The organism is Acidovorax sp. A79 (assembly GCF_041154505.1).
Lineage (GTDB): Bacteria > Pseudomonadota > Gammaproteobacteria > Burkholderiales > Burkholderiaceae_C > Acidovorax.
The window spans coordinates 5,431,567-5,456,359 of record NZ_AP028672.1 but is presented as its reverse complement, the minus strand read 5'-3'; the positions used below and the strand labels follow the sequence as shown (position 1 = coordinate 5,456,359).

Below are 24,793 nucleotides of genomic sequence, written 5' to 3'. Positions count from 1 at the left end.
CAGCTGGTCCACCCAGCGAATTTGCCGGCCCGCGCGTTGAGCGGCCCCAACCCAAGCAACTTGCTATGAAAATCGCTCAAGAAATCCGCGCCGGCAACGTCATCATGCACGGCAAGGACCCCATGGTGGTCCTGAAGACCGAATACGCCCGCGGCGGCCGCGGTGCCGCCACCGTGCGCATGAAGCTCAAGAGCCTGATCGGCAACTTCGGCACCGAAAACGTGTTCAAGGCCGACGACAAGATCGACAACGTGATCCTGGACAAGAAGGAGTGCACCTACTCCTACTTCGCCGACCCCATGTATGTCTGCATGGACACCGAGTTCAACCAGTACGAAGTCGAAGCCGAAAACATGGGCGACGCACTGAACTACCTGGAAGACGGCATGTCCCTGGAAGTGGTGTTCTACGACGGCAAGGCCATCTCGGTCGAACTGCCCACCAGCGTCGAGCGCGAAATCACCTGGACCGAGCCCGCCGTCAAGGGCGACACGTCCGGCAAGGTGCTCAAGCCCGCCAAGATCGCCACCGGCTTCGAAGTGCCCGTGCCCCTGTTCGTCTCGCAAGGCGACAAGATCGAAATCGACACCCGCACCGGCGAATACCGCAAGCGCGTGTAAACATCGTGTGGCACCCAGCAAAAAGGCTTCCCTCGGGAAGCCTTTTTTCATGGGGTCCTGCCCCACGGCTCTATCAAAAAATGAGCTGCCGCCGCCTGCTGCCTATAGGTTTCCAGGAGAAAACACCTTGAAACCCTCTACACACCAGCGCTGGCAGCTCACTTTTTTCAATCACCCATTCAGATAGGCTGCGCCACCAGGTCGTGCCCGCGCACGCCCACGATGCGCGCCCTGGTGAACTCGCCCACCTTCATGGTCTTGCTGATCTTCTCGGGCGGCAGTAGCTGCACCGTGCCGTCGATCTCGGGCGCATCGGCGTAGGTGCGGCCCACGCCGCCCTTGCGGCCCAGGCCCGGGGCGGAGTCGACCAGCACCTGCATGGTGGCGCCCACACGGCGCTGCAGGCGGGCGATGGAGACCTCTTCGGCCACGGCCATGAAGCGGGCGCGGCGTTCCTCGCGCACTTCCATGGGCAGCATGCCGGGCAGTTCGTTGGCGGCGGCGCCGTTCACGTCGCTGTAGGCAAAGCAGCCCGCGCGGTCGATCTGCGCCTCGCGCACGAAGTCCAGCAGGTGCGCGAACTCTTCTTCCGTCTCACCGGGGAAGCCGGCGATGAAGGTGCTGCGGATGACCAGCTCCGGGCACACCTCGCGCCAGCGCTGGATGCGCTCCAGGTTGCGCTCGCCGCTGGCCGGGCGCTTCATGCGCTTCAGGACATCGGGGTGGCTGTGCTGCAGCGGCACGTCCAGGTACGGCAGCACCTTGCCCGTGGCCATGAGCGGCAGCACCTCGTCCACGCTCGGGTAGGGGTACACATAGTGCAGCCGCACCCAGGCGCCGTAAGGCTCGGCGATCTCGCCCAGGGTCTGCACCAGCTCCAGCATGCGGGTCTTGACGGGCTTGCCGTCCCAGAAGCCGGTGCGGTACTTCACGTCCACGCCGTAGGCAGACGTGTCCTGGCTGATCACCAAGAGCTCCTTCACGCCGCCCTCGAACAGGGCCTTGGCCTCGCTCAGCACGTCGCCGATGGGGCGCGACACCAGGTCGCCGCGCATCGAGGGGATGATGCAGAAGGTGCAGCGGTGGTTGCAGCCCTCGCTGATCTTGAGGTAGGCGTAGTGCTTGGGCGTGAGCTTGATGCCCGCGATGCCGAAGTTGCCGGGCACCAGGTCGATGAAGGGGTCGTGCGGCTTGGGCAGGTTCAGGTGGACAGCGTCCATCACCTCCTGCGTGGCGTGCGGGCCGGTCACGGCCAGCACGCTGGGGTGCATCTGGCGCACCATGTTGCCGCCATCCTCGCCCGCGCGCGCGCCCAGGCAGCCGGTGACGATCACCCGGCCGTTCTCGGCCAGGGCCTCGCCAATCGTGTCCAGGCTTTCCTTCACGGCATCGTCGATGAAGCCGCAGGTGTTGACGATGACGAGGTCAGCCCCGTGGAAGGTCTTGGAGGTTTCGTAACCCTCGGCGCTCAGCTGCGTGAGGATCAGTTCGGAATCCGTGAGGGCCTTGGGGCAGCCAAGGCTCACAAAACCGACTTTGGGTGTTTTCGTGGGGGACAGTACTTCGCTCATATCCCCGTATTGTCCCAGTTCCGGCGTGCAACAGGGTGGGATTGCCCATTTCCCGAACGCTTGCCGTGCCCGGCAACCCGTGAAACCGGCGCGCCCGGGACCAGCGGACGCCGTGGAACCCGCGTCGCCAGTGGCTCAGGGGCTTACCTTTTGATGCCGAAGGCGCCCAGCATCTGCTCCGTCTGCTTTTGCATCTGCTCCTGCATCTGCGTGAGCATGGACTGCGACTGCTCCACGTAGTTGCCCATCATGCCCTTGAGCATGGGCGACTGCAGGCTCATGAACTGCGCCCACATCTCCGGGGTCACGCTTTGCGACTGCTCGGCCAGCTTGGCCTGGATGTCGGTGAAAGCCTGGACGTTCTTCTCCAGGTAGGCCCCCATGAAGCCCTGCATGGCATGGCCATAGAAACGGATGATGTTGGCCAGCACGGCCTCGGTGAACATGGGGGCGCCGCCGGCCTCCTCCTCCAGGATGATCTGCAGCAGGATGCTGCGCGTGAGGTCCTCGCCCGTCTTGGCGTCGCGCACCACCACGCTCTGGTGGTCCATCACCAGATGGCGCACTTCGGCCAGCGTGATGTAGGTGGAGGTATCCGTGTCGTACAGACGACGGTTGGGGTATTTCTTGATCACGCGCTGGGCCGATTTGGACGCGGCACTTTTCTGTTCGGACACAACGAACTCCTCGGGCTCGGAAACCCATGTATTGCAGTGCAACACATTCTAGGGAGGGAGAGCCCCGGCAATTGCAAAGGAATACCCTGATGGCAACTTGTCCACCGCTGCCGCAGGGGCGCCTGCAACGGGTTGTGCGCCCGCCTGCCGACCAGCCCATGGCGGGGCCCACGCGCATGCACGGCGAACAGGCGCGGCGCCCCGTCCGACAGACAGCGCCCGGTGCCGATGCGAGAGTCGCTGTTCCCGCCCATCTGCCGTTCGCGGCCTCGCCCCACCCTGCCCTGCCATGCCCGAAGGACTTCACCTGTCTCCCTGGTCTGCCACCGCCCTCGCCGCCCTCCTGGCCGTGGCCGTCGCCGCCATGGCCCACCGCATCGCCGCGGTGGTGCTGCGCCGTGCCACGGCCCCGGTTCCGGTAGTGCGCGCGGTGGTCATCGCCTGCATTCCCGTCATGCGGGTTCTGCTGCCGCTGATCGCGCTCCAGCTCGTCTGGCAGGCGGCCAGCGACGACTTGAGGTACATCGGCAGCGTGCGGCATCTCAACGGCCTGCTGGTGATCGGCGGAGCGTGCTGGCTGCTGATCGCGGCCATTGGCGGACTTGCCAATGGCGTCATCGCGCAGCATCCCGCGGACGTGGAGGACAACCTCACGGCGCGGCGCATCGCCACGCAGGCACACGTGTTGTCTCGCACCGCGATGACCGGCGTGGTGATGGCCGGCGTGGCCCTCATGCTCATGACCTTTCCAGGGGCGCGGCAGGTGGGCGCCAGCCTGCTGGCATCGGCCGGCGTGGTGGGCATCGTCGCCGGCATCGCAGCGCGCCCGGTGTTCAGCAACATGATCGCGGGCCTGCAGATCGCGCTGGCCCAGCCGCTTCGCATCGACGACGTGCTCATCATCGAGGGCGAATGGGGCCGCGTGGAAGAGATCACCGGCACCTATGTGGTGTTGCGCATCTGGGACGAGCGGCGCCTGATCATTCCGCTGCAGTGGTTCATCGAACACCCGTTCCAGAACTGGACGCGCACCAGCTCGGAGATTCTGGGCACCGTGTTCCTCTTCGCCGACTACCGCCTGCCGCTCGATCCCCTGCGCGCCGAATTGCAGCGCGTGCTGGAGGCGGCCCCCGAATGGGACCGGCGCGTCGGCATTCTTCAGTTGACCGACGTGACCGAGCGCACCCTCCAGATGCGCGTGCTGGTTTCCGCGCGCTCTTCGGGCCTGGCCTTCGACCTGCGGTGCCGCGTGCGCGAGGCACTGGTGACCTTCATCCAGCGCGAGCATCCCGACTGCCTCCCACAGGTGCGCCTGCACGGGCAAGGCAGCCCCCTGGTGCCCGCAGGTGCCGCCTCACCCGCTCCGGGCGTGGGCTGACGCCTGCCCGCAGTGGCAGGCGTTGCACCCCCGGGGCAGGCGCGCGGCGCACGTGGGGCGGCCCCCAGCCCAGGCAAAAAAAAGCCCGCACCAGGCGGGCCGAACTCTCGCATGAAAAAAAGCAAGAGGAGGGAGGTGTCAGGGAGAGAGCCTGACAGAAGCATCGTAGGCCCCTATCGGCGTTACGCGCTGCCAACGCAAGCAACTTGCCTGTCGAGACGTAACGGCCCCTGCCCGGGCCTATCGCACGAGGCTGAGGCCGGGTCGGCGTGTTGGCTGGCACAAAGCGCCACGGGAAGGCGATAACGTGAGGCCATTGCCCAGGTCCACTCGAAAGGAAAGACCGCGATGCTTCACACCCACGTACCCGCCCCCTCCCCCGTACCCCCCTTCCCTCCCGTGGACACCCCGCCCCCCTGGACGCCCGAGCCACCCCAGGTCGATCCGCCAGCGCAGCCAGGCACACCCCCGGTGCAAGACCCGCCGCCCCACTTCTAGCTGGCGGTCGGCTTCGGCGATAGCAACTCAGGTCGGCCCGCACCGCGTGGCATCGGTGCTTCGAAGGGAGGGAGATGAACCTTCTTGCCGCTCAGGACGGCGGCGCGATCAGGATCGCGAAGGGCTGCGGCAGAGATGGACCGCGCGGCCTTTGGTGGGCGCAAAGTGCCAGACATGTCATGCGCCGTGCAGGCTGCTGGTATACAGGGATACGTCAAGAATCAAGACCAGCGGTGCCGCTTGCACTCAAGAGATAGCACCAGCGCGATGAAACACCACGCTTGGCGGTGCGGTTGACAGCAGACGGGAACAGCGGCCCAGGCGATGGCGGCATCGAACGATTCAATAGCCCATCTTGAAATACGCCACCGCCAGCACCGCCACCGTGGCAACCACTGCGGCAAGCCAGAAGACCCGGGTGTCGTACATGCCCAGTTCTGGATCCGTATCCACGAGAACGTGTTGCATGCGGGAAGAATTGGCTGGTGTGTTCATGGTGGTGACCCTTCTCTCTGGAGCCCCCAAGTTAACGCGGCGAAACATCTCGCCGTGTCAGACAAACGCCAATCTGCGTGCAGCCACCCGCCGATGGGTGTGCCCCAGTCGCCAAATCTCGCCACAAGGCGCCATGAGCCACGACATCAATCACCCTTCTTATATGGATGCCTCCGTGGCAAGCGCCTGTGGAGCATTGCACATATGCGATCACGAGTGATTGTGGCGCGGGCCGAGCCACTCACCCGTCGCCCCACAGACAGGCCGCAGGATTGCCCAGTTGCCTTTCAACCGCCATGCGGAATGGGTCAACGGCCTGGGGCCAGGACAGACAGGGCAAAGCTGGACGTGGCGCAGAAACAAAAAAGCCGCCCAGTGGGGGCGGCTTAATTTGATCAGGAACCCAAAAAAACAGGGTCCTCAAGAATCCCGAAAACCCGAAGTCTGGTTCACTTCAGAAGGAAACTTGGTAGGCGCGATTGGACTCGAACCAACGACCCCCACCATGTCAAGGTGGTGCTCTAACCAGCTGAGCTACGCGCCTGTCGTTGTTTAGACTACGATTATAGCCATAAAAATGAGGGGCTTGCCAAAAAACAGGCAACACTTCGCATAGAACTCACTGGCGCCCTTTGCATGCCTGTCCTGCAAGCCGCTCAACGGCGGCGTGCCGAGCGCACGCCCGGCACGCTGGCCACGATGCCGAGGACCTTGTTGAGGCGGCCTGAATCGGCGACCTCCACCGTGAAGGTCATCCACGCAGTGCCTTTCACCGACTGGGTCTGCACGCCGATCACATTGGTTTTTTCCCGGGCAAAGACTTCAGAGATGTCGCGCAACAGGCCCTGGCGGTCGGCGGCTTCCACGGCCACATCGACGGGATACACGGCTGCAACCGCCGCTGACTTTGGCGCGCCCCATTCCACCTCGATGACACGCTCGACGCTGCGCGCGGCCATCTCGCGAAAGTTGCTGCAATCGGCCCGGTGCACGCTGACCCCCTTGCCGCGCGTCACGAAGCCGCGAATCAAATCGGGCGGTGCCGGCTTGCAGCACTTGGCCAGCTGGGTCATCAGCGAGTCGATGCCGACGACCAGTACGCCGCCCTTCGGAGCGGCATTCGTGCGGGCCTTCTTGAGCAGCAGGTAGTCATCCGGCTGCATCACAGGCTCGGGCGGTCGCAGCACCGTTTCGATGTTGCGCAGCGAGAACTCGTCCTTGCCCACCACCTCAAACAAGGCGTCGGCGGACTTGAAACCCAGTTGCACCGCAAGGTCGTCCAGCTTGACGGCGGTCTTGCCCTCGCGCTGCAGCAGCTTCTCGACCGCCTCGCGGCCCCGCGCCACGGTTTCGTGTGTCGCCTGGGCGTTGAACCAGGCACGCACCTTGGCCTTGGCGCGATGGCTGGTGAGGTAGCCCAGCTCGGCATTGAGCCAGTCGCGCGAGGGGCGGCCCTCCTTGACAGTCGATATCTCCACGGTCTGCCCGTTTTGCAGCGGGGTGTTGAGTGGCACCATGGCGCCGTCCACCCGGGCCCCCCGGCAGCGGTGCCCGAGGCTGGTGTGCACGGCATATGCGAAGTCCACGGGCGTGGCGCCCTGCGGCAACTCCACCACGGCGGCATCGGGCGTCAGCACGTAGATGCGGTCCTCGAACAGCCCCCGATTGGGTACAGCACCCGACAGGTCGCGCTCCCATGCCAGCAGCTGGCGCAGCACCGCGATCTTGGCGTCGTATTCGCCCGAGGCAGAAACCCCCGCATAGCCCTTGCTCCCCGCCTCCTTGTAGGCCCAATGGGCGGCCACGCCGTGTTCGGCATGGTCATGCATGGCCTGGGTTCGGATCTGGATTTCGATGGGCTTGCCGTGGTCGTCGCGCACGATGGTGTGCAGCGACTGGTAGCCGTTGGGCTTGGGCTTGGCGATGTAGTCGTCAAACTCCTCCACGATGGGCTTGAACTGCTCGTGCACCCAGCTCAGGGCGGCGTAGCAATCCTTCACCGTGGGCACGACAACCCGCAGCGCACGGATGTCGAACACCTGGTCGAAGTTGAGCGACTTGCCGCGCATCTTCTTGACGATGCTGTAGATGTGCTTGGGGCGCCCCTGCACGCTGGCGCTGATGCTGCGCGCGCGCAGGTCAGCCTCGAGCCGCGCGCGCAGCTGCTCCATGTACACCTCGCGCTCGCCGCGTTTTTCGTCGAGCAGGCGCGCCACTTCCTTGTAGGTGTCGGGCTCCAGGAAACGAAAGGACAGGTCCTCCAGCTCCCACTTGACCTGCCAGATGCCCAGGCGATTGGCCAACGGCGCGAATACCTGCAGCGATTCGCGCGCCAGGCTGGGCGACACGGGGCGCTTGGCGGACGCATGAAAGCGCAGCGTCTGCAGGCGCGAGGCCAGGCGCAGCATCACCACGCGCAGGTCGCGCGAGAACGCGAGCAGCATCTTGCGCACGTTCTCCGTCTGGATGGCGGGGTCGTCCAGGTGCTCGGCGGCGCGGGCCTGCTGCTGCACGCGCATGAGCTTGGTGGTCTCCACCGCAAGCGCCGCGAAGTTCTCGCCAAAGGCCTTGGCAATGACCTCTTCGGGCTTGTTGAGGTGAATGCATGCGTGCACCAGGTAGCTGGCCGCCTGCATGGCCTCGGAGCCGCCTATTCCCTTGAGGATGGCGGCCACGGCATCGGCATGGGCCAGCGTGTTTTCGCCCGAGTCCAGGGTCTCGCCCGCCATCAGGGGCTCGGCAAAGGCGCGGGCGCGGGCCAGCGCGTTGACCTGCTCGGGCAGCGTGTGCGCAGTGGCTGCAATGAGCTGGGGGAGAACCTCGGCCTGGGGGGCGAGGGACGCCTGTGCGGGAGGGTAGGTTTTCATCCGGCCAAAGCACCTTCCGCCGCCAGCAGGAAACCGGTGACCGCAGCGACCTGGTCGGCCGCGACCAGAGTGGGCGCATGCCCCACGCCTTCGAACTCCACCAAGCGCGCACGGGGGCCTCGCTGCGCCATGGCCTGCGCGGTTTCGCGGGACAGCAGATCCGATTGCGCACCGCGCAGCAGCAGCGTGCGCGCGGCGATATGGTCGTACAGCTGCCAGAGCATGGCCTCCCCCGCCGCGGCGGACTCCTGCGTCAATGCCCGAAACGGCACCGCGATGGCAGGGTCGTAGTGCAGTGTGATGCCGCCCTCCGGCAGCGTGCGCACCATGTGGCGCGAAAGTTCCAGCCACTGTTGCGGCGTGTGCGGGCCAAAGCTCGTCGAAATGGCCCACATGGCATCCGCCGCCTGCTGCAGCGACTCGAACCGTGCCAGCTGTCCCAGATAGAGCCCGATGCGCTGCAGGGCTTCCCACTGGATGACCGGCCCCACGTCGTTGAGCACCAGGCGCCGCACGGGCACGGGCAGCGGCAGCCCTGGCTGCCCCGCGACGCCCATGCCGATGAGCCCTCCCATGCTGGTGCCCACCCAGTCGAGGGTGGCGATGGGGCCCTGCCCCTGCAACTGGGCCACCAGCGCGAGCATGTCGGCCGCGTACTGGGGGATCTGGTAGCCCATGGGATCGGCCAGCCAGTCGCTCTGGCCCCGCCCGACCACATCAGGACAGATGACGCGGGCATGCGCGCTCAGCGCACGCGCGAGGGTGTCGAAGTCCCGCCCCTGGCGCGAGAGGCCGTGCACGCAGAGCACCACGTGCGGATGTGCTGGATTGCCCGTGGCATTCCACTCCCAGTACGCCATGCGGTGGCGAGACTCGGCAACGGAGGCGTTACCAGAAGACACCCCGGTGGCCGCAGGGCCAGGGCACAGTACGTAGTTCAGCGTAGGTTCAATCATGGGGAGCGGAATCGAGGGGCAGCGCTTGATAATGCCGGGAAGGTCGGCACGGATCGCCGCACTGCGTCCATCCGCAGTCCCGGGTGTCTGCCGCGCTGCAAATCCCCGACCGCCGTGGCTGTCGCTGCGATTTGCGCCCTGCATCCATCCTGATCCGGGTGGCCGCGTGCCACGCAATCCGTGCCGCCCTTCCCTTGCGTTCATCGTAATTCATTCGGAGAGACTCTCATGCTGAAAGGCAAAACCGCCCTCGTCACCGGCTCGACCAGTGGCATTGGTCTTGGAATCGCAAAGGCACTGGCCCGCCAGGGCGCCAACATCGTGCTCAATGGCTTCGGAGACGTGGAAGGCCCGCGCGCCGAGGTGCTGGCCGCTGGCGAGGCCGCAGGTGTCCAGGTGGCCTACCACGGCGCCGACATGAGCCGTGTGGCCGACATCGAAGACATGATGAAGTACAGCACCGCGCAGTTCGGGCGCGTGGACATCCTCGTGAACAACGCCGGCATACAGCATGTGGCCAACGTGGAAGACTTCCCCGTGGAACGCTGGGACGCGGTGATCGCCATCAACCTCACGAGCGCCTTTCACACCTCGCGCCTGGCGCTGCCCGCCATGAAGGGCGCCAACTGGGGCCGCATCATCAACGTGGCATCGGTGCACGGCCTGGTGGGCTCGGCACAGAAGGCCGCCTACGTGGCAGCCAAGCACGGCATCGTGGGCCTGACCAAGGTGACCGCGCTGGAAAACGCCACCACCGGCGTGACCTGCAATGCCATCTGCCCCGGCTGGGTGCTGACGCCCCTGGTGCAAAAGCAGGTGGATGCCAAGGCAGCGGAACATGGCCTGTCCAACGAGGACGCCAAGAAGCTGCTGCTGGGCGAAAAAGAGCCCTCCATGCAGTTCACCACGCCGGAAGAGCTGGGCGAGCTGGCCGTGTTCTTCTGCTCCCCCGCCGCCAACAACGTGCGCGGGGTGGCCTGGAACATGGACGGCGGCTGGGCGGCGCAGTAAGGGGCTGGGCCCCCGGGGGCACGGGGCCACGGCCACATGCCCCCGGCAGATGCTCCATTTTCAACAGCAGGTGCCGCTGCTCAGCCCAGAACAGACGGCACTTTCAGGCGGGATTTGACTTTCAGCCTTGGTGCTGTGGCCGGGCCGGCCGGTCTCAACGCATCTGCACCGAGCCCGACACGTTGACGACCACCTGGGCCTTGCCCGCTTCCACCGGGACGGCGGAGTCCGCATAGGCCCCGCCCATCTTGGCCTCGGCGGCCATCATGCGCGGGCGGGGACCGGGCGCCATCTCATTGCTGTTCACCGCCACCTCGCGCAGGCTGTAGTTGCTGAAGCCAAACCCCTTGGCCAGCTCGGCCGCGCGGGCCTTGAACTGCTCGATGGCCTGGGTCTGGGCCTCATCCTCCACCTTGGCACGCGCCTCGCGCGACAGGCCGAATGCGACCTGGTGGATGGCCATGGTCTGGATCTTGCCCGCCGTGGTGGTGATGCGGGCGAAATCGCGGCCTTCCAGCACCAGTTCCGCGCGGCCCTGCCAGCCATTGATCTTGCCGTCCTTGTTGTAGCGCGGGAAAAGGCCGAACGGGCCCGTGCGCACATCCAGCTGGCCGGGCTGGGCATTGCGCTTGGCTTCGGCCAGCGCCGTGTCGAGCGCCTGCTTGAGCTGCGCCTGCACGGTGGCGGCATCCGCAGCCTCCTTGCTGGTGGCGAGGCTGAGCACCAGCAGATCCTGCTGCACTTCGACCGTGCCCGTGGCTGACAGCTGCACCACATTGCGCGGCTCCGCTGCAGGTGCATTCTGAGCAAATGCGGCTCCAGCGCAAGCCAGAAAAGCGCCTGCAGCTATCATTTTGGTAGTCATCTTCATGGCGGAAACATCCTTGGCATCAAAGCGCCGCCCTTCGTTGGGCAGCGCGGGGCACCACGATAACCGCGTGGCATCCCGCCCGTGATGAAGCCCCGCCGCGCACTGTGCGAAGCTGGGCAAAACTTGTAACAGTTGGTCAAACCCAAGGCCAAAACCCGAACTTCGGCGTTCCAAGTGGTCAGAATCGGCTCTGTTACAAATTGGACTTGGGATCAAGATGGCCACAACAACCAATCGCACCGACAAAGTTCTGGTGGTGGATGACGATGCACGAATCCGTGATCTGCTGCGCCGCTACCTCACCCAGGAAGGCTTTGAAGTCATGGTCGCCGAAGACGGCAAGGCACTCAACCGCCTGCTGTTGCGCGAGACCGTGGACATCATCGTGCTCGACCTGATGATGCCGGGCGAGGACGGCCTGTCCATCTGCCGCCGCCTGCGTGCGGCCAATGACCGCACACCCATCATCATGCTCACCGCCAAGGGCGAGGACGTGGACCGCATCGTGGGCCTGGAAGTGGGCGCCGACGACTACCTGGGCAAACCGTTCAACCCCCGCGAACTGCTCGCGCGCATCCACGCCGTGCTGCGCCGCCGCCCCGCGCAGGAAGCCCCCGGTGCGCCTTCGGGCGACAACGAGGTCGTGACCTTCGGCCCCTTTACCTTCGACCTGGGCACCCGCGCACTGCAGCGCAATGGCGAAGAGCTGCCCCTGACCACGGGCGAGTTCGCCATGCTCAAGGCCCTGGTACGCCACCCGCGCCAGCCGCTGTCGCGCGAAAAGCTGGCCTTGCTGGCACGCGGCCGCGAGTTCGAGCCCTTCGACCGCAGCCTGGACGTGCAAGTCTCGCGCCTGCGCAAGCTGGTGGAAGTGGACGCCGCCGCGCCGCGCTACATCCAGACCGTGTGGGGCGTGGGCTACGTTTTCGTGCCGGACGGAACGAGCTGACCCTTCCTTCTTTCTTGTATGCGCAAATCCGACGGCCATCCGAGGTCGAGATCACCATCGTTCCGGCAGTCCGTGACCGCTCCTTCCGACGCCACCAGCCCCGCCCCCCTCGAGTCCCTGAGACAGGCTCGGGAGCAACGGGCGCGCGTGGGCCTCAATCTCTTCTGGCGCACCTTCTTCCTGCTGGCGCTGCTCCTGGTGGGCAGCATCCTGGCATGGCTGCAGACACTGAGAGCGCTGGAGTTTGAACCGCGCACGCTGCACACCGCGCAGCAGATCGCCTCGCTGGTGAACCTGAGCCGCGCCGCGCTCGTGCACTCCGATGCCATCGCCCGCGTGTCGCTCATCAAGACCATGGCCGATCAGGAAGGCGTGCGCATCCTGCCGCGCGAGCCGCGCGACAAATTCGAACTGCTGGAGGGCACGGCCCTGGGCAACCGCCTGACCGACGAGCTCACCCAGCGCCTGGGCCCCGACACCATCGTGGCGCAAAACGTGAATGGAGAAACAGGCCTGTGGGTCGGCTTCAACATCAACGGCGACCCCAACTGGCTACTGATGGACCGCTCGCGCTTCAGCCCGGCGGGCGGCCGCACCTGGCTGATCTGGCTGATCACGGCGGGGGCGCTGTCACTGGCGGGCGCCGCGGCCATTGCACGGCTGATCAATCGGCCGCTCAAGCAGCTGTCGTACGCCGCCAACCGCGTCAAGGACGGCGATTTCGCGGCCAGCCACCTGGATGAAGAGGTGGTGACCAGTGAAATCCGCGAGGTGAACATCGGCTTCAACCGCATGGCGCAGAAGCTCGCCAAGCTGGAGCAGGACCGCGCCGTGATGCTGGCCGGCATCTCGCACGACCTGCGCACGCCGCTGGCGCGCCTGCGGCTCGAAACCGAGATGAGCGTGAACGATGAAGTCGCGCGCGAGCACATGGTGGCCGACATCGTGCAGCTCGACGCCACCATCGACAAGTTCCTCGACTACGCGCGGCCTGACCACGTGACGCTGACACCCGTCAACCTGCATGCGGTGGTCTCGTCCTGCGTGTACGCCGTGCAGGACCACCGCGAACTCCAGATCACCATGTCGGTGCCCGAAGACCTGAACGTGCTGGCTGATGAAGTGGAACTGGCGCGCGTGATCTCCAACCTGCTGGAGAACGCCCGGCGCTATGGCAAGACCGAGGACACCGGCATCACCAGCGTGGACATCGTCGCGAAAGGCCGGGAGAACTGGGTGCTGGTCAAACTGCGCGACCATGGCCCGGGCGTGCCGCCCGAGCAGCTGTCCAACCTGACCAAACCCTTCTTCCGGGGGGATTCCGCCCGCACGGCCGCCGCCGGTGCGGGGCTGGGGCTGTCCATCGTCGACAAGACGGTGCAGCGCATGGGCGGCATCTTCGCGCTGGCCAATTCCAGCACGGGCGGTCTGGTGGCCCACCTGCAGTTGCAGCGTGCCACCGACCTGCCCGACGGCGCCGACCCCAAGCAGCGCCTGCAGCGGCCGTCCATCAAGCGCCAGCTGCCAAGACGCCGGGCGGAAGACAAGACCGCCTGACTCAAGCATCCGCTCCCCGGGCCGCAGGCCCGTTCAGCGCACCATGCAGGGCGATTTGTTGTTGAACTTCCAGCCGGGGATCAGGTACTGCATGGCGATCGCATCGTCACGCGCGCCCAGCCCATGCTGCAGGTACAGGCGGTGGGCGCGCTCCACCTCCTCCATGTCCAGCTCCACGCCCAAGCCGGGCTTGGTGGGCAACTGGATGAAGCCGTCCTTGATCTGGAAAGGCTCCTTCGTCAGCCGCTCACCGTCCTGCCAGATCCAGTGCGTGTCGATGGCCGTCACGCGCCCCGGTGCGGCGGCGCCCACGTGGGTGAACATGGCCAGCGACACGTCGAAATGGTTGTTGGAATGCGAGCCCCAGGTCAGGCCGAAGGCTTGGCACATCTGCGCCACGCGCACCGAGCCGGCCATGGTCCAGAAATGCGGGTCGGCCAGGGGGATGTCCACCGACTGCAGGGCCAGGCTGTGCGCCATTTCGCGCCAGTCGGTGGCCACCATGTTGGTGGCGGTGGGCAGGCCCGTGGCGCGGCGAAACTCGGCCATCACCTCGCGGCCCGAGAACACGCCTTCGGCACCGCAGGGGTCCTCGGCATAGGCCATCACGCCGTGCAGGTCGCGCGTGATGCGGACCGCATCTTTCAGCAGCCAGCCGCCGTTGGGGTCCAGCGTCACACGCGCCTCGGGAAAGCGCTCGTGCAGCGCGCGGATGGCCTCGACCTCTTCCTCGCCGCGCAGCACGCCGCCCTTGAGCTTGAAGTCGGCAAAGCCGTAGCGCTCGTACGCGACCTCGGCCAGGCGCACGATGCCGTCGGCCGTCATGGCCTTCTCGTTGCGCAGGCGGAACCAGTCGTTGTCGGCACCGGGCTCGGTGCGGTAGGCCAGGTCGGTCTTTGCGCGGTCGCCCACGTAGAACAGGTAGCCCAGCATCTGCACCGCCTCGCGCTGCACGCCATCGCCCAGCAGCGCGGCCACGGGCACGTTCAGGTGCTGGCCCAAGAGGTCCAGGAAGGCCGACTCCACCGCCGTCACAGCGTGGATGGTGATGCGCAAATCGAAGGTCTGCAGGCCGCGCCCGCCCGCATCGCGGTCGGCGAACCGGGCGCGCATGGCGTTGAGTACCGCGTTGTGGTGGCCGATGGGCCGGCCCACGATCAATGGCCGTGCGTCCTCGATGGTCTGGCGGATCTTCTCGCCGCCGGGCACCTCGCCCACCCCGGTGTTGCCCGCGCTGTCGCGCAGGATGATCAGGTTGCGCGTGAAGAACGGGCCGTGCGCGCCGCTCAGGTTCATGAGCATGCTGTCGTGGCCCGCCACGGGCACCACGCGCAGCTCGGTGACGACGGGGGTGCTGGCGGCGGAGGGGATGGATGGGGTGGTCATGGTGGTCCGGAAGCGAAGATGAGGCGCCCGAAGGCGCCTCGGGGTAAATCTCAATCAGCAGTGATTTTTCGGGTTTCGATGACCGTCTTCCAGCGCGCGAATTCGCGTGCCTGGTAGGCGGTGAAAGCCTCGGGCGTGCTGGCCACGATCTCCAGGCCCTGGTCGAGCATGCGCTTCTTCACGGCGGGGTCGTTCATGGCGGCGATGGCGGCATCCGAAAGCTTCTTCTTGAGCGCGGGTGGCAGGCCCTTGGGCGCGGCCATGCCCTGCCACGAGTACACCTCGGCACCGGCCACGCCGGCCTCGGCCAGGGTGGGCACGTCGGGCAGCACGAGGCTGCGCTTGTCGCCGGTGACGGCAATCGCATGCAGCTTGCCGCCGCGGATGTGCTGCAGCACGGCGTTCACGTTCTGGAACGAGAACTCCACCTGCCCGCCCAGCAGGTCGTTGATGGCCGGCGCGCCGCCCTTGTAGGGGATGTGCAGGCCTTCGGTGCCACTCTGCTGCCAGAACACTTCGGCCGAGAGGTGGTCCGACGAGCCGTTGCCCGAGCTCGCAAAGCTCACCTTGCCGGGGTTGGCCTTGAGCTGGGCGATCACCTCCTTCACGGTGCGTGCCTTTTGCGCCGGCGAGGCCACCAGCACATTGGGCGCCTGCACGGGCACGGTGATGTAGTCGAAATCCTTGAGCGCGTCGTACGGCACGCTCTTGAGCAGGTGCGGCGCCACCACGAAGGCGCCCAGGGACGACACCAGCAACGTGTAGCCATCGGGCGCGGCGCGTTTGACGGCACCCGCACCCAGCGTGCCCGTGGCACCGGGGCGGTTGTCCACCACGAAGTTCTGGCCCAGCTTGTCGCCCATGTGCTGGGCCATGGCGCGCGCCACCATGTCGGTGGAGCCGCCCGCCGGAAACGGCACAACGATGGTGACGGGCTTTTCGGGCCAGGGCGTGGCGGCCGTCTGGGCCGATGCGGAAAACGCCAGGGTGCAGGCGCTGGCCACGAGCAGCAGTTGATTGACGAACATGAGGGATGTCTCCTGAGGTGGTGGTGGTGGTCGGCGGCCCTCTGCGGGGTCTTGGGTTGAAGGGTTGGCGTGGGACAGGGGGGCGCGCTTACTGCGGGCCGAGCTTGTCGATGAGCGCCTTGAGCTCTTCCATCTCGCTGGGCTTCAAGTCCGTCAGCGGCGCGCGCACCGGCCCACCGTCATGGCCCACGATCCTGGCGCCCGCCTTGATGATGCTCACGCCATAGCCTTCCACCCGGTTGCGGATGGCCAGGTAGGGCATGAAGAACTCCTTGAGCAGCCTGTGCTGCGTGGCCGTGTCGTCGGCCGCCACGGCCTTGTAGAAGTCCATCGCCGTCTTGGGAATGAAGTTGAACACTGCGGACGAATACACCGGCGTGCCCAGCGCCTTGTAGGCCGCCGCATACACCTCGGCCGTGGGCAGGCCGCCCAGGTAGGAGAAGCGGTCACCCATCTTCATGAAGATGGAAGACATGGTCTCGATGTTGCCCACGCCGTCCTTGAAGCCGATCAGGTTGGGGCAGCGGTCGGCCAGGATGGCCAGGGAATCGGCAGTCAGCTTGGTGCGGTCGCGGTTGTAGACGATCACGCCGAACTTCACGCTGTTGCACACGGCGGCCACATGCTCGATCAGGCCCTCCTGGCCGGCTTCGGTCAGGTAGTGGGGCAGCAGCAGGATGCCGTGGGCGCCCAGGCGCTCGGCCTCCTGGGCATGGGCGATGGCGGTGCGGGTGGGGCCGCCGGCGCCGGCAATGATGGGCACCTTGCCGCGGCAGGTGTCCACGGCGGTCTTGATGACCTGGCCATACTCGGGGCCCGAGAGCGAGAAATACTCGCCCGTGCCGCCGGCGGCGAACAAGGCGCTGGCGCCGTAGGGGGCCAGCCACTCCAGGCGCTCGATGTAGGTCCTGGGGCGGAATTCACCCTGCTCGTCGAAGTCCGTGATGGGGAAGGACAGCAGGCCGGAGCCCATGATGGATTTTAGGTCTTGCGGGGTCATGGATGGTGGTATCAGGTCTGGTGGGTGGTCAGGGCGTATCAACAGGTCGTACAAGCGGCTTGCAGCACGCTGCCTTCAGCGGTTTCAAGCAGTGTTCAAGGGGGCGAGCCGCCTTTCAGACCGACCAAAGCGGCTTGAAAACCCGCTTCAGACCATGCCTGAACGGCAGCAACGCACGAATGTTAACGTTAACATTTCCACAAACTATAGGAAAAACCCTTTGTTATGCGACATCTTGGGAAATTGCGGAAGGGGTGTGGGCTGACCGGAGCCGGCCCGAACGGCCCCTTCGATGCCCCGAGGACGCCGGGTACGAGACCGTTGTGCCGACGGCGTGACCCCTTCTCGGCTACCGCACCGCAGGCGCGGCCGCAAACACCTCGATGGTTTCGAGCGCCGAGACCGGGCGGCCGGCCTTGCCATCGCCCGCTACCACCAGCCGCGCCATACCGCGTGCCAGTGGCTGGCCGTCCAGCCGACAGGCGATCAGCACGCGCTGGTTGTCCAGCGACACCAGGGCTGGTAGCCGTCGGCCCCGGTGGCTACCAGGTACACGCCCTGCACGTTGGCACCGCCGGCGCTCTCGGCCTCGACGCCGGCCACGCTACTCAGCAACACCCACCGGTCCGCGCCCATGCAGCGGCCCAGGTAGCGCAGCATGTACCAGCCCGAGAGCGGTGGCGGCCAGCACAGCCTTCATCAACAGGGCATTCCAGCGGGGCATGGGGCTTTCCGGTAGTGCTTGGGCAATGGGTCATTCTGGCACCATGGGCCGGGCCAGCCCCACCACCCTCACACCTGCTTGCACATACCGCACCACCCCGTCCTCTGGCTGGTTTCGCCGCACGTCAACTGGCATCTGCACTGTTGCGCAAGGCCTCCAGGCGCCGTGCCAGCAACTCCATGCGGTCGCCGCCCCAGAACAGCTCGCCCTGGCAGACGAACGATGGCGCGCCAAACACGCCCAGCGCTTCGGCCCTGCCCACAGCCATCGCAAAGTCACTCTGTGCGCATTGCTGCAGGTAGCCGCGCCAGTCGCCCGCGCTGAGCCCAGCACCCACCAGGGCCGACTCCACCTGCTCGGGTGACTCGAGGTCGAACTCGCGGCGCCAGAACGCGGCCAGCAGCGGATCGCAGAACTCCCACAGCCTTTGCCGCGACCGCGCGAACAGCAGGGCCTGGCTGGCCAGTGTCGCGTCCCACAGCTTGGTGGTGGCGCGGATGGTGAGGCCTTGCGGCTGAGCCAGGCGCCGGCAGTCCATGTACAGGTACTTGAGCTTGGCCACGTCGCGCGGGGAGCGCTCGCTCACCTCGCCGCCATAAGCCGATTGAAAGTCCGTGATGTATGGCCACCAGTCGAAGCGCAGCCCGCTGCGCTGCTCCAGATCGCGCGCCTGCCGCAGCGCCAGGTACGAGTACGGGCTGCACAGATCGATGAAGGCATCCACGCCTGCCGTGCTGCTGTGGTCCGGCATGCCCGGTTACCCGCGCTCGAAGAGGTTGTGCCTGGCGTCGCTGGACGTGGTCACATCCACCCAGCTCCCGCGCAACAGGTCCATCGCTCGCCCCACGGCGGGCCGGCTGCGCACACGGCCATACCAGGCCTGCACGCGCGGAAAATCGTCCAGCGCAACGCCCGTCATCTTGTGGATGCGCACCCACGGAAAACAGGCGATGTCGGCGAGGGAATAGGCGCCGCCAATGTACTCGCGGCCTTCGAGCCGCTCATCGAGTACCTTGAGCAGCCGCCGCGTCTCGTTCTGGTAGCGCCCGATGCCGTAGGGAATCGGCTCTGGCGCATAGCGAAAGAAATGCTGCGCCTGCCCCATCATCGGCCCGAGCCCGCCCACCTGCCAGAAAAGCCACTGCAGCACATCGCTTCGTGCACGCAGTTCGGCGGGCACGAAGCGCTGCGCCTTGTCCGCCAGGTACAGCAGGATGGCGCCGGTCTCGAACACCGTGAAGGGCCCGCCCCCATCGGCCGGGGCATGGTCGACGATGGCCGGGATCTTGCCATTGGGGTTGATGGCACGGTAGGCCGGCTGGTGCTGGTCGCCCTGGGTGATATTGATGGGCACCAGGCGGTAGGGAACGCCTAGCTCCTCCACCAGGATGTGCACCTTGTGCCCGTTGGGTGCGGGCCAGCTGTAGAGGTCGATCATGGATACCCCTGTGCTTCAACGCTTGCGCATGATCTCTTGCCGGCGGCGGTCCTGCGCACGGCGGTTGCCCGCGTCGCCCATGCCGGCAGGCAGGTAGTCGTCCAGGGCCACGGTGCGCTCCTCGATCTGGCGCATCACGCTGTCGTGCAGCGCCTTCTTGGACATCGCGTAGGCGGTGTTGCAGTCGGGCGTGATGCACTTCGCATAGCCGATGGCCGTGGCCAGCAGTTGCTCGGGCTCCACCACCTCGTGGAAGAAACCCAGTCGCTCGGCCTCTTCCAGTGTGTAGAGCTTGCCGCGCAGCGTGGCGAGCGCGCCCACCTGGTCGCCCAGGGCGTATTTGATGATCTCCACGTAGGCCGCCGGCATGGGGATGCCGATGGGCACTTCGTTCAGGCCGAACTTGGCGGGTTTGCGCGCCGCCACGCGGAAGTCGCAGTCCAGCGCCGTGATCAGCCCGCCCGCGATGGCATGGCCGTTGACCGCCGCTACCGTGGGCCGGGAGTACTCGAAGATCCGCAGATTGGTCTCGCGGTAGGCCTTGTACCACTCGCGGACGGCATCCTTGCTGCCGCTGCCGAAGATGCCGAAGCTGTAGTCGAAATCGATCCCGGCCGAGAACGCGTCGCCCTGCCCCGTGAGCACCACCGGCAGTTCACAGAACTCGCGTTCGAGCCGGTCGAAGGCATCGTGCAGGTCGGCAAAAAAAAGCGCGTTCTGCACGTTGACCTTGTTGGTGTTCATGCGGACGACGGCGCAGCCGTCCACCGCCTCGATATGCCATGCCATGGGTGTCTCCTTCGTGGGTCTGCAAAAGCTTGCTGATTGCCAGCTTCATGCTAGCCACAAGGGCTCGGCCATGTTGTCTTTGCAACGACAACGCACGCGGCGGTTCCGGGCTACAAACCTGCCAACGAACCCAGCCTGAAAGCGAGCCCCATGCCGCGTGCCCACATCGTCTATACCCACCCCGAACCTCGTTCTTTCGTCGCGGCCATGCGCGACACCACCCAGGCGGCATTGGCCAACGCAGGCTGGCAAACCAGCGCGACCGACCTGCATGCGGCGGGCTTTGGCGCCGTGGCCAGTGCCACGGATTTCGGCGAACGGGCAAGCCCCGGACACCTGGTGTACCCGCTGGAGCAGCGGCACGCGTGGGAGCATGGCAGCCTCGCCCCCGAGATCGAGAACGAGGTCCGGGCAGTGGTAGACGCAGACCTGCTGGTGCTCGTCTTCCCGGTGTTCTGGTTCTCGGTGCCGGCGCAGATGAAGGGCTGGATAGACCGGGTGTTCCTGTCCGGCGTGTTCTACGGGGGACGGCGGGTGTACGACCGGGGTGGCATGGTGGGCAAACATGCGCTGGTGGTGGCTGCCCTGGGCGGGCGCGAGCACATGTTCGGCACCGGCGCCCTGCACGGCGAGCTCACTGGAATGATGCGCCACCTGCTGCAGGGCACGCTGGGGTATGCGGGGTTCTCCGTCTACGAACCCTTCTTTGCGCACCACGTGCCTTATGTGGACGATGCCACGCGGGCCGGCATGCTCATGCGCCTGTGGAACGAACTCCAGGCCCTGGGCACCCGGCCTGTGCTGTCCATGCCCAGCCTGCAAGGCTTCGACGACCATTTCAACCCAACCAGCACCACGCCGGGGAGCACCACCAATGCCTGAAATCATCGATGCCTGGATGCAATTGCCGAACCGGCCTTACCTGCTGGACTCCATGTTCGATTCATTGCGCCGCTGGCCCACCCACTGGCGCTCCCTGGCGCAGGAAAACCCCGGCATCACGCACGATGAAGCGCTGGCGACCTTCCGCGCCCAGGGCGTCCAGCGCGTCCTGGCCAGCGCCTGGTGGGGGCCTGCCGGGCCGATGATCACCAACGACGAGGTGGCAGCGGCCACGCAGGCGCATCCCGGCCAGGTGGTGGGCATCGCCTCGGTCGATCTCCACCGGCCCATGGACGCCGTGCGCGAGTTGCGCCGCTGCGTGCGGCAGTTCGGCTTCAAGGGCGTGCGCGTGCTGCCCTGGCTCTGGGGCCTGCCGCCCGACGATCGCCGCTACTACCCACTGTATGCCGAATGCGTGGAACTGGACGTCACCTTCTGCCTGCAGGTCGGGCATGCAGGCCCCATGCGCCCTTCCGAGCCGGGCCGGCCGATGCCGTACCTGGACCACGTGGCACATGAATTCCCGGACCTGCGCATCGTGGGCGGACACATCGGTTTCCCATGGGTGAACGAGATGGTCTCGCTGATGATGAAACATCCCAACGTCTATGTGGACACATCGGCCTACAAGGCCTCGCGCTTCCCGCCAGAACTGGTCGCCTACCTGCGCGGCCCGGGCCGGCACAAGGTGCTGTTCGGCACCAACTACCCCATGCTCACACCGGCAGAATGCCTGGCTGGGCTCGATGCCCTGGGCCTGGACGCAGAGACGAGAGCCCTGTACCTGGCGGGCAACGCGCGCCGCGCGTTCAAGCTATCCCCCTGACCGATACTGCAAGCTCTGACCACCCAGGGACTCAAGCCATGCCTTCTCGCACCCCATCGAGCCCGCTTGAAACGCCCGTGCCCTCACGCGGGAAAAGGGCAGCACATGCCCCCGCAGGCACCGGCCTGGTGGACTTCCTGGAGTCGTCGGCCTGGTACCGCGTGCTGTCGCCCGAGTTGCAAGCCGTGGTCCTGCGCACCGCGAGCGAGCGGATCACCGTCCCCGGCGAGCTGGTGGCCCACCGGGGGCAACCCTGCACCCACTGGTACGGGCTGGTGCGCGGCTTCCTGCAGATGTACGTGGTGGCGTCGGACGGTGCCGAAACCACGCTGTATTGTTTGCGCGAGGGCGAATGGGGCGGCGAGGGCTCGCTGCTCAAGAAGGAACTGCGCCAGTACGACCTGCGCTCGCTCACGCCGGCCCACCTGTGCCTGGTGCCGGTGGAGACCTTCGAGACGCTGCGCCAGTCGTCCATCGCGTTCAACCATGTGATCTGCGACATCATGAACGCGCGCATGGGGGTGTTCGTGGGCATGCTGGAGGCATCGCGCCTGCGCGGGCCCGAGACGCGGGTGGCCCGGGCCCTTCTGATGCTGGCCGACAGCCAGGGCGAGGCGGTGCAGGAGCTGCTGATCTCGCAGCAGGAACTGGCCCTGATCTGCGGGCTCTCGCGCCAGCGGGTGAACGTGGCGCTCAGCGTGTTCAAGCCCCGGGGCATCGTGCGCATCGAGCCCAACAAGGGCTCGCTGATCGTGCATGTGCCGCTGCTGCGCGACCATGTGACGGGCATCGCCTGAACCTTCGGGCCGGCCCCATTGGCGCGGAGCGTGATCTCCCGCAGAATCCGGCGGTGCCTGTTTCCACGCCACCATGACCGCAGATCCCCTCGACCTCTTCCTTGCCCAGTCGCCCTGGATGTCCGCCCTCACCGCCGAGGAGGCCGCGCGCGTGCGCCGGGCGATCACGGTGCGCAGCTACCCTGCGGGCGGCGCGGTGTTCTCGAAGGGCACGCCCACCGCGCATTGGGCCGGGGTGATGGAAGGCATGCTCAAGCTGGACAACATCACCGCCGAAGGCCGCACCAGCACTTTCGCGGGCGTGCCCTCGGGCGCCTGGTTTGGCGAGGGCTCGGTGCTCAAGGACGAGCCCCGTCCCTACGCCGTGACGGCGCTGACCGACAGCGTGGTGGCCCTGCTGCCGCGCAGCGAGTTCCTGCGGCTGCTGCAAGAGAGCCACCCTTTTGCGCTGTGGCTGATCGGGCAGCTCAACGCGCGCCTGGCGCACTACGTGGCGCAGGTGCAGACCGACCGGCTGGGCGACACCACGGCGCAGGTGGCCTACAGCCTGTCCGGCCTGTTCAACGACGCGCTGTTCCCCAACACCGCGCGGCGCATCACGCTGTCGCAGGAGGAACTGGGGCGCCTGTCCGGCGTGTCGCGCCAGGTGGCCAACCGGGCATTGCAGGAACTGCAGGACCGGGGTGCGATCCGCCTGGGCTATGGCTCGATCGAGGTGATCGACCTGCAGGTGCTGCAGTCGATTGCCCGCGAAGGCTGAACGCTCAGCCTGCGGGCTCTGCCTGAATCTGTGCCAGCTTGGTGATGGCCTCGCGGCTGCCCGCGATCTCGCGCAGGCGGAACTTCTGGATCTTGCCGGTGGCGGTCTTGGGCAAGACCTCGAACACGACCTGGCGCGGGCACTTGAAGCGCGCCAGATGGCTGCGGCAGAACTCGATCAGCTCCTCGGCACTGACGCTGCCTGCGGCATCGGGCTTGAGCTCCACGAAGGCGCAGGGCACCTCGCCCCAGCGTTCGTCGGGCTGGGCCACCACGGCGGCCAGCAGCACGGCGGGGTGGCGGTGCAGCACGTCTTCCACCTCCACCGAGGAGATGTTCTCGCCGCCCGAGATGATCACGTCCTTGGAGCGGTCGGTGATCTGCACATAGCCGTCGGGGTGCAGCACCGCGATGTCGCCGGTGTGGAACCAGCCGCCGGCAAAGGCCTTGGCCGTGGCGCCGGGGTTCTTGAGGTAGCCCTTCATCACAGTATTGCCGCGCAGCATGATTTCGCCAGCCGTCACGCCATCGGCCGGCACGGGCTCCAGCGTGTCGGGGTCGAGCACGCGCAGGTGCTCCAGCGCCGCGGCGCGCACACCCTGCCGCGCCTGCAGCCGGGCACGCCCGGCTTCGGGCAGGGCCGCCCACCCGGGCTGGCGCACGCAGCTCACCGGCGTGCCCGAGACTTCGGTGATGCCGTACACATGGTCCACGTCGAAGCCCATCGCGGCGATGGCCTGCAGGATGGCGGCGGGCGGCGGCGAGCCCGCCGTGAGCACGCGCACCGGGCGCGGCAGCGCGATGCGCTCGTGCGCCGGTGCATTCGCCAGCATGGCCAGCACGGTGGGCGCGGCACAGAAATGGTCCACACCGTGCTCGGCAATGGCCTCGAAGATGGCCTTGGCCGTGACCTTGCGCAGGCACACATGCGTGCCCGCCGCGGCCGTGACGGCCCAGGTGAAGCACCAGCCGTTGGCGTGGAACATGGGCAGCGTCCACAGATACACCGGGCGGCGCGGCATCGCCCAGTCGGTCATTTGCAACAGGCTCATGAGGTAGGCCCCGCGGTGGCTGGGCACCACGCCCTTGGGGTCGCCGGTGGTGCCCGAGGTGTAGTTCAGTGCGATCGGGTCCCACTCGTCCTCGGGCCACAGGCCTTCGAAGGCCGGATCACCCTCGGCCAGCAGGGCTTCGTAGTCGAGCTCGCCCAGGGCCGGCTGCGCGGGCAGGCCCGCATCGTGGATGGTGATCACCAGCGGCGGCTGCGCCAGGCCCTCGACGGCCTGGGCCGCTAGCGCCGAAAATTCGCTGTCCACCAGCAGCACGCGCGCCTCGCCGTGGCGCAGGATGAAGCGGATGGCCTCGGCGTCGAGCCGGCAGTTGACGGCGTTGATGACCGCACCGCACAGGGGGATGCCCAGGTGCGCCTCCAGCATCGCGGGCGTGTTGGGCGCCAGGATGGCCACGGTGTCGCCGCGCTGCACGCCGCGTTGTGCCAGTGCGCTGGCCAAGCGGTAGGCGCGCTCGCGCGTCTGCGCCCAGGTCTGCGTGGTGCCGCCATGCACCACGGCGATGCCTTCGGGATGCACCTGCGCGCTGCGGTCCAGAAAGCCCAGCGGCGTGAGCGGCAGGTGGTTGGCGGGGGTGCGTTCCAGGCCGTGCTGGTAGGGGCTGTGGTGGGCTGCTTGGCTCATGCTGGTCTCCTGTTTTGCGC

General features: G+C 66.6%; 24 protein-coding genes and 1 tRNA gene. 9 read left to right on the top strand and 16 right to left on the bottom strand.

The features are described 5' to 3' along the window. Window positions 1–65: 65 nt before the first annotated feature. The gene (gene efp / locus ACAM51_RS25205; RefSeq protein WP_057223504.1) at window positions 66–620 is read left to right on the top strand and encodes an elongation factor P; all 555 of its coding nucleotides are present in this window, start codon (window positions 66–68) and stop codon (window positions 618–620) included. A gap of 179 nt (window positions 621–799) precedes the next feature. Here the strand turns inward: efp and rimO are convergent, their stop codons facing one another. Both rimO and phaR read right to left on the bottom strand, forming a co-directional pair. Then, the gene (rimO, locus tag ACAM51_RS25200; RefSeq protein ID WP_218294235.1) at window positions 800–2,191 is read right to left on the bottom strand and encodes a 30S ribosomal protein S12 methylthiotransferase RimO; all 1,392 of its coding nucleotides are present in this window, start codon (window positions 2,189–2,191) and stop codon (window positions 800–802) included. Window positions 2,192–2,334: 143 nt separating this feature from the next. After that, window positions 2,335–2,868, bottom strand: a complete 534-nt coding sequence (gene phaR, locus ACAM51_RS25195) for a polyhydroxyalkanoate synthesis repressor PhaR (protein ID WP_218294234.1) — start codon at window positions 2,866–2,868, stop codon at window positions 2,335–2,337. 289 nt (window positions 2,869–3,157) lie between these two features. Between phaR and ACAM51_RS25190 the strand changes: the two genes are divergently transcribed. After that, complete coding sequence (locus tag ACAM51_RS25190) at window positions 3,158–4,246, top strand: mechanosensitive ion channel family protein (RefSeq protein ID WP_369642242.1); 1,089 nt, start codon at window positions 3,158–3,160, stop codon at window positions 4,244–4,246. An 840-nt stretch (window positions 4,247–5,086) separates the two neighbouring features. Here ACAM51_RS25190 and ACAM51_RS25185 read toward each other — a convergent pair. The 4 genes from ACAM51_RS25185 to ACAM51_RS25170 form a co-directional block, all read right to left on the bottom strand. After that, the gene (locus tag ACAM51_RS25185) at window positions 5,087–5,239 is read right to left on the bottom strand and encodes a hypothetical protein (RefSeq protein WP_218294232.1); all 153 of its coding nucleotides are present in this window, start codon (window positions 5,237–5,239) and stop codon (window positions 5,087–5,089) included. 467 nt (window positions 5,240–5,706) lie between these two features. Then, a tRNA-Val gene (locus ACAM51_RS25180) sits at window positions 5,707–5,783 on the bottom strand. Window positions 5,784–5,895: 112 nt separating this feature from the next. Further along, window positions 5,896–8,106 carry a bifunctional (p)ppGpp synthetase/guanosine-3',5'-bis(diphosphate) 3'-pyrophosphohydrolase gene (locus ACAM51_RS25175; protein ID WP_218340856.1) on the bottom strand — a complete coding sequence of 737 codons (2,211 nt, stop codon included), beginning with the start codon at window positions 8,104–8,106 and terminating at the stop codon, window positions 5,896–5,898. Beyond that, window positions 8,103–9,062, bottom strand: a complete 960-nt coding sequence (locus ACAM51_RS25170) for an alpha/beta fold hydrolase (RefSeq protein ID WP_369642241.1) — start codon at window positions 9,060–9,062, stop codon at window positions 8,103–8,105. The genes ACAM51_RS25175 and ACAM51_RS25170 overlap by 4 nt, the downstream gene beginning before the upstream one ends. Before the next feature lie 228 nt (window positions 9,063–9,290). Between ACAM51_RS25170 and ACAM51_RS25165 the strand changes: the two genes are divergently transcribed. Beyond that, entirely contained in the window at window positions 9,291–10,073 is a 783-nt protein-coding gene (locus ACAM51_RS25165; protein WP_218294229.1) for a 3-hydroxybutyrate dehydrogenase, read from the top strand. A gap of 154 nt (window positions 10,074–10,227) precedes the next feature. On the opposite strand, the gene ACAM51_RS25160 is transcribed toward ACAM51_RS25165, so the two are convergent. Beyond that, window positions 10,228–10,944, bottom strand: a complete 717-nt coding sequence (locus ACAM51_RS25160) for an SIMPL domain-containing protein (RefSeq protein ID WP_218340854.1) — start codon at window positions 10,942–10,944, stop codon at window positions 10,228–10,230. A 217-nt stretch (window positions 10,945–11,161) separates the two neighbouring features. On the opposite strand from ACAM51_RS25160, the gene ompR reads away from it, so the two are divergent. Both ompR and ACAM51_RS25150 read left to right on the top strand, forming a co-directional pair. Then, complete coding sequence (gene ompR, locus ACAM51_RS25155; protein ID WP_010460834.1) at window positions 11,162–11,893, top strand: two-component system response regulator OmpR; 732 nt, start codon at window positions 11,162–11,164, stop codon at window positions 11,891–11,893. 18 nt (window positions 11,894–11,911) lie between these two features. Then, window positions 11,912–13,450, top strand: a complete 1,539-nt coding sequence (locus ACAM51_RS25150) for an ATP-binding protein (RefSeq protein ID WP_218294227.1) — start codon at window positions 11,912–11,914, stop codon at window positions 13,448–13,450. Between the two features lie 33 nt (window positions 13,451–13,483). On the opposite strand, the gene gudD is transcribed toward ACAM51_RS25150, so the two are convergent. The 8 genes from gudD to ACAM51_RS25110 form a co-directional block, all read right to left on the bottom strand. Further along, the gene (gudD, locus tag ACAM51_RS25145; protein WP_369642240.1) at window positions 13,484–14,836 is read right to left on the bottom strand and encodes a glucarate dehydratase; all 1,353 of its coding nucleotides are present in this window, start codon (window positions 14,834–14,836) and stop codon (window positions 13,484–13,486) included. A gap of 50 nt (window positions 14,837–14,886) precedes the next feature. Beyond that, window positions 14,887–15,864, bottom strand: coding sequence for a Bug family tripartite tricarboxylate transporter substrate binding protein (locus ACAM51_RS25140; protein ID WP_369642239.1), 978 nt, complete (start codon window positions 15,862–15,864; stop codon window positions 14,887–14,889). Between the two features lie 88 nt (window positions 15,865–15,952). Then, window positions 15,953–16,864, bottom strand: coding sequence for a 5-dehydro-4-deoxyglucarate dehydratase (gene kdgD / locus ACAM51_RS25135; protein ID WP_218295311.1), 912 nt, complete (start codon window positions 16,862–16,864; stop codon window positions 15,953–15,955). A gap of 349 nt (window positions 16,865–17,213) precedes the next feature. Further along, window positions 17,214–17,357 carry a hypothetical protein gene (locus ACAM51_RS25130; RefSeq protein ID WP_218294223.1) on the bottom strand — a complete coding sequence of 48 codons (144 nt, stop codon included), beginning with the start codon at window positions 17,355–17,357 and terminating at the stop codon, window positions 17,214–17,216. After that, the gene (locus ACAM51_RS25125) at window positions 17,351–17,524 is read right to left on the bottom strand and encodes a hypothetical protein (protein ID WP_369642238.1); all 174 of its coding nucleotides are present in this window, start codon (window positions 17,522–17,524) and stop codon (window positions 17,351–17,353) included. Before ACAM51_RS25125 ends, ACAM51_RS25130 begins: the two co-directional genes overlap by 7 nt. Before the next feature lie 188 nt (window positions 17,525–17,712). After that, window positions 17,713–18,339: a DsbA family protein gene (locus tag ACAM51_RS25120; RefSeq protein WP_369642237.1), complete on the bottom strand. Its 627-nt coding sequence runs from the start codon at window positions 18,337–18,339 to the stop codon at window positions 17,713–17,715. A 6-nt stretch (window positions 18,340–18,345) separates the two neighbouring features. Continuing rightward, the gene (locus tag ACAM51_RS25115; protein ID WP_369642236.1) at window positions 18,346–19,026 is read right to left on the bottom strand and encodes a glutathione S-transferase N-terminal domain-containing protein; all 681 of its coding nucleotides are present in this window, start codon (window positions 19,024–19,026) and stop codon (window positions 18,346–18,348) included. Between the two features lie 15 nt (window positions 19,027–19,041). Then, window positions 19,042–19,815: an enoyl-CoA hydratase/isomerase family protein gene (locus tag ACAM51_RS25110; RefSeq protein ID WP_369642235.1), complete on the bottom strand. Its 774-nt coding sequence runs from the start codon at window positions 19,813–19,815 to the stop codon at window positions 19,042–19,044. A 150-nt stretch (window positions 19,816–19,965) separates the two neighbouring features. Here ACAM51_RS25110 and ACAM51_RS25105 point away from each other — a divergent pair, with 150 nt between their 5' ends. The 4 genes from ACAM51_RS25105 (at window position 19,966) to ACAM51_RS25090 (ending at window position 23,080) form a co-directional block, all read left to right on the top strand. Next, window positions 19,966–20,697: an NAD(P)H-dependent oxidoreductase gene (locus ACAM51_RS25105; RefSeq protein ID WP_369642234.1), complete on the top strand. Its 732-nt coding sequence runs from the start codon at window positions 19,966–19,968 to the stop codon at window positions 20,695–20,697. After that, window positions 20,690–21,523, top strand: a complete 834-nt coding sequence (locus ACAM51_RS25100; RefSeq protein WP_369642233.1) for an amidohydrolase family protein — start codon at window positions 20,690–20,692, stop codon at window positions 21,521–21,523. The genes ACAM51_RS25105 and ACAM51_RS25100 overlap by 8 nt, the downstream gene beginning before the upstream one ends. Before the next feature lie 38 nt (window positions 21,524–21,561). Then, window positions 21,562–22,320 (top strand): Crp/Fnr family transcriptional regulator, encoded by a 759-nt coding sequence (locus tag ACAM51_RS25095; RefSeq protein WP_218294216.1) that lies wholly within the window; start codon window positions 21,562–21,564, stop codon window positions 22,318–22,320. A gap of 73 nt (window positions 22,321–22,393) precedes the next feature. Continuing rightward, window positions 22,394–23,080 (top strand): Crp/Fnr family transcriptional regulator, encoded by a 687-nt coding sequence (locus ACAM51_RS25090; protein WP_369642232.1) that lies wholly within the window; start codon window positions 22,394–22,396, stop codon window positions 23,078–23,080. Window positions 23,081–23,084: 4 nt separating this feature from the next. Here ACAM51_RS25090 and ACAM51_RS25085 read toward each other — a convergent pair whose 3' ends face one another. Continuing rightward, the gene (locus ACAM51_RS25085; protein ID WP_369642231.1) at window positions 23,085–24,773 is read right to left on the bottom strand and encodes an acyl-CoA synthetase; all 1,689 of its coding nucleotides are present in this window, start codon (window positions 24,771–24,773) and stop codon (window positions 23,085–23,087) included. Window positions 24,774–24,793 lie beyond the last annotated feature (20 nt).

What these genes read in the sequence shown, in the direction of transcription:
- efp (WP_057223504.1), top strand. Translation starts at nt 66, where the DNA reads ATGAAAATCGCTCAAGAAATCCGCGCCGGCAACGTCATCATGCACGGC.
- rimO (WP_218294235.1), bottom strand. Translation starts at nt 2,191, where the DNA reads ATGAGCGAAGTACTGTCCCCCACGAAAACACCCAAAGTCGGTTTTGTG.
- ACAM51_RS25190 (WP_369642242.1), top strand. Translation starts at nt 3,158, where the DNA reads ATGCCCGAAGGACTTCACCTGTCTCCCTGGTCTGCCACCGCCCTCGCC.
- ACAM51_RS25185 (WP_218294232.1), bottom strand. Translation starts at nt 5,239, where the DNA reads ATGAACACACCAGCCAATTCTTCCCGCATGCAACACGTTCTCGTGGAT.
- ACAM51_RS25175 (WP_218340856.1), bottom strand. Translation starts at nt 8,106, where the DNA reads ATGAAAACCTACCCTCCCGCACAGGCGTCCCTCGCCCCCCAGGCCGAG.
- ACAM51_RS25170 (WP_369642241.1), bottom strand. Translation starts at nt 9,062, where the DNA reads ATGATTGAACCTACGCTGAACTACGTACTGTGCCCTGGCCCTGCGGCC.
- ACAM51_RS25165 (WP_218294229.1), top strand. Translation starts at nt 9,291, where the DNA reads ATGCTGAAAGGCAAAACCGCCCTCGTCACCGGCTCGACCAGTGGCATT.
- ACAM51_RS25160 (WP_218340854.1), bottom strand. Translation starts at nt 10,944, where the DNA reads ATGAAGATGACTACCAAAATGATAGCTGCAGGCGCTTTTCTGGCTTGC.
- ompR (WP_010460834.1), top strand. Translation starts at nt 11,162, where the DNA reads ATGGCCACAACAACCAATCGCACCGACAAAGTTCTGGTGGTGGATGAC.
- ACAM51_RS25150 (WP_218294227.1), top strand. Translation starts at nt 11,912, where the DNA reads ATGCGCAAATCCGACGGCCATCCGAGGTCGAGATCACCATCGTTCCGG.
- gudD (WP_369642240.1), bottom strand. Translation starts at nt 14,836, where the DNA reads ATGACCACCCCATCCATCCCCTCCGCCGCCAGCACCCCCGTCGTCACC.
- ACAM51_RS25140 (WP_369642239.1), bottom strand. Translation starts at nt 15,864, where the DNA reads ATGTTCGTCAATCAACTGCTGCTCGTGGCCAGCGCCTGCACCCTGGCG.
- kdgD (WP_218295311.1), bottom strand. Translation starts at nt 16,864, where the DNA reads ATGACCCCGCAAGACCTAAAATCCATCATGGGCTCCGGCCTGCTGTCC.
- ACAM51_RS25125 (WP_369642238.1), bottom strand. Translation starts at nt 17,524, where the DNA reads ATGCTGCGCTACCTGGGCCGCTGCATGGGCGCGGACCGGTGGGTGTTG.
- ACAM51_RS25120 (WP_369642237.1), bottom strand. Translation starts at nt 18,339, where the DNA reads ATGCCGGACCACAGCAGCACGGCAGGCGTGGATGCCTTCATCGATCTG.
- ACAM51_RS25115 (WP_369642236.1), bottom strand. Translation starts at nt 19,026, where the DNA reads ATGATCGACCTCTACAGCTGGCCCGCACCCAACGGGCACAAGGTGCAC.
- ACAM51_RS25110 (WP_369642235.1), bottom strand. Translation starts at nt 19,815, where the DNA reads ATGGCATGGCATATCGAGGCGGTGGACGGCTGCGCCGTCGTCCGCATG.
- ACAM51_RS25105 (WP_369642234.1), top strand. Translation starts at nt 19,966, where the DNA reads ATGCCGCGTGCCCACATCGTCTATACCCACCCCGAACCTCGTTCTTTC.
- ACAM51_RS25100 (WP_369642233.1), top strand. Translation starts at nt 20,690, where the DNA reads ATGCCTGAAATCATCGATGCCTGGATGCAATTGCCGAACCGGCCTTAC.
- ACAM51_RS25095 (WP_218294216.1), top strand. Translation starts at nt 21,562, where the DNA reads ATGCCTTCTCGCACCCCATCGAGCCCGCTTGAAACGCCCGTGCCCTCA.
- ACAM51_RS25090 (WP_369642232.1), top strand. Translation starts at nt 22,394, where the DNA reads ATGACCGCAGATCCCCTCGACCTCTTCCTTGCCCAGTCGCCCTGGATG.
- ACAM51_RS25085 (WP_369642231.1), bottom strand. Translation starts at nt 24,773, where the DNA reads ATGAGCCAAGCAGCCCACCACAGCCCCTACCAGCACGGCCTGGAACGC.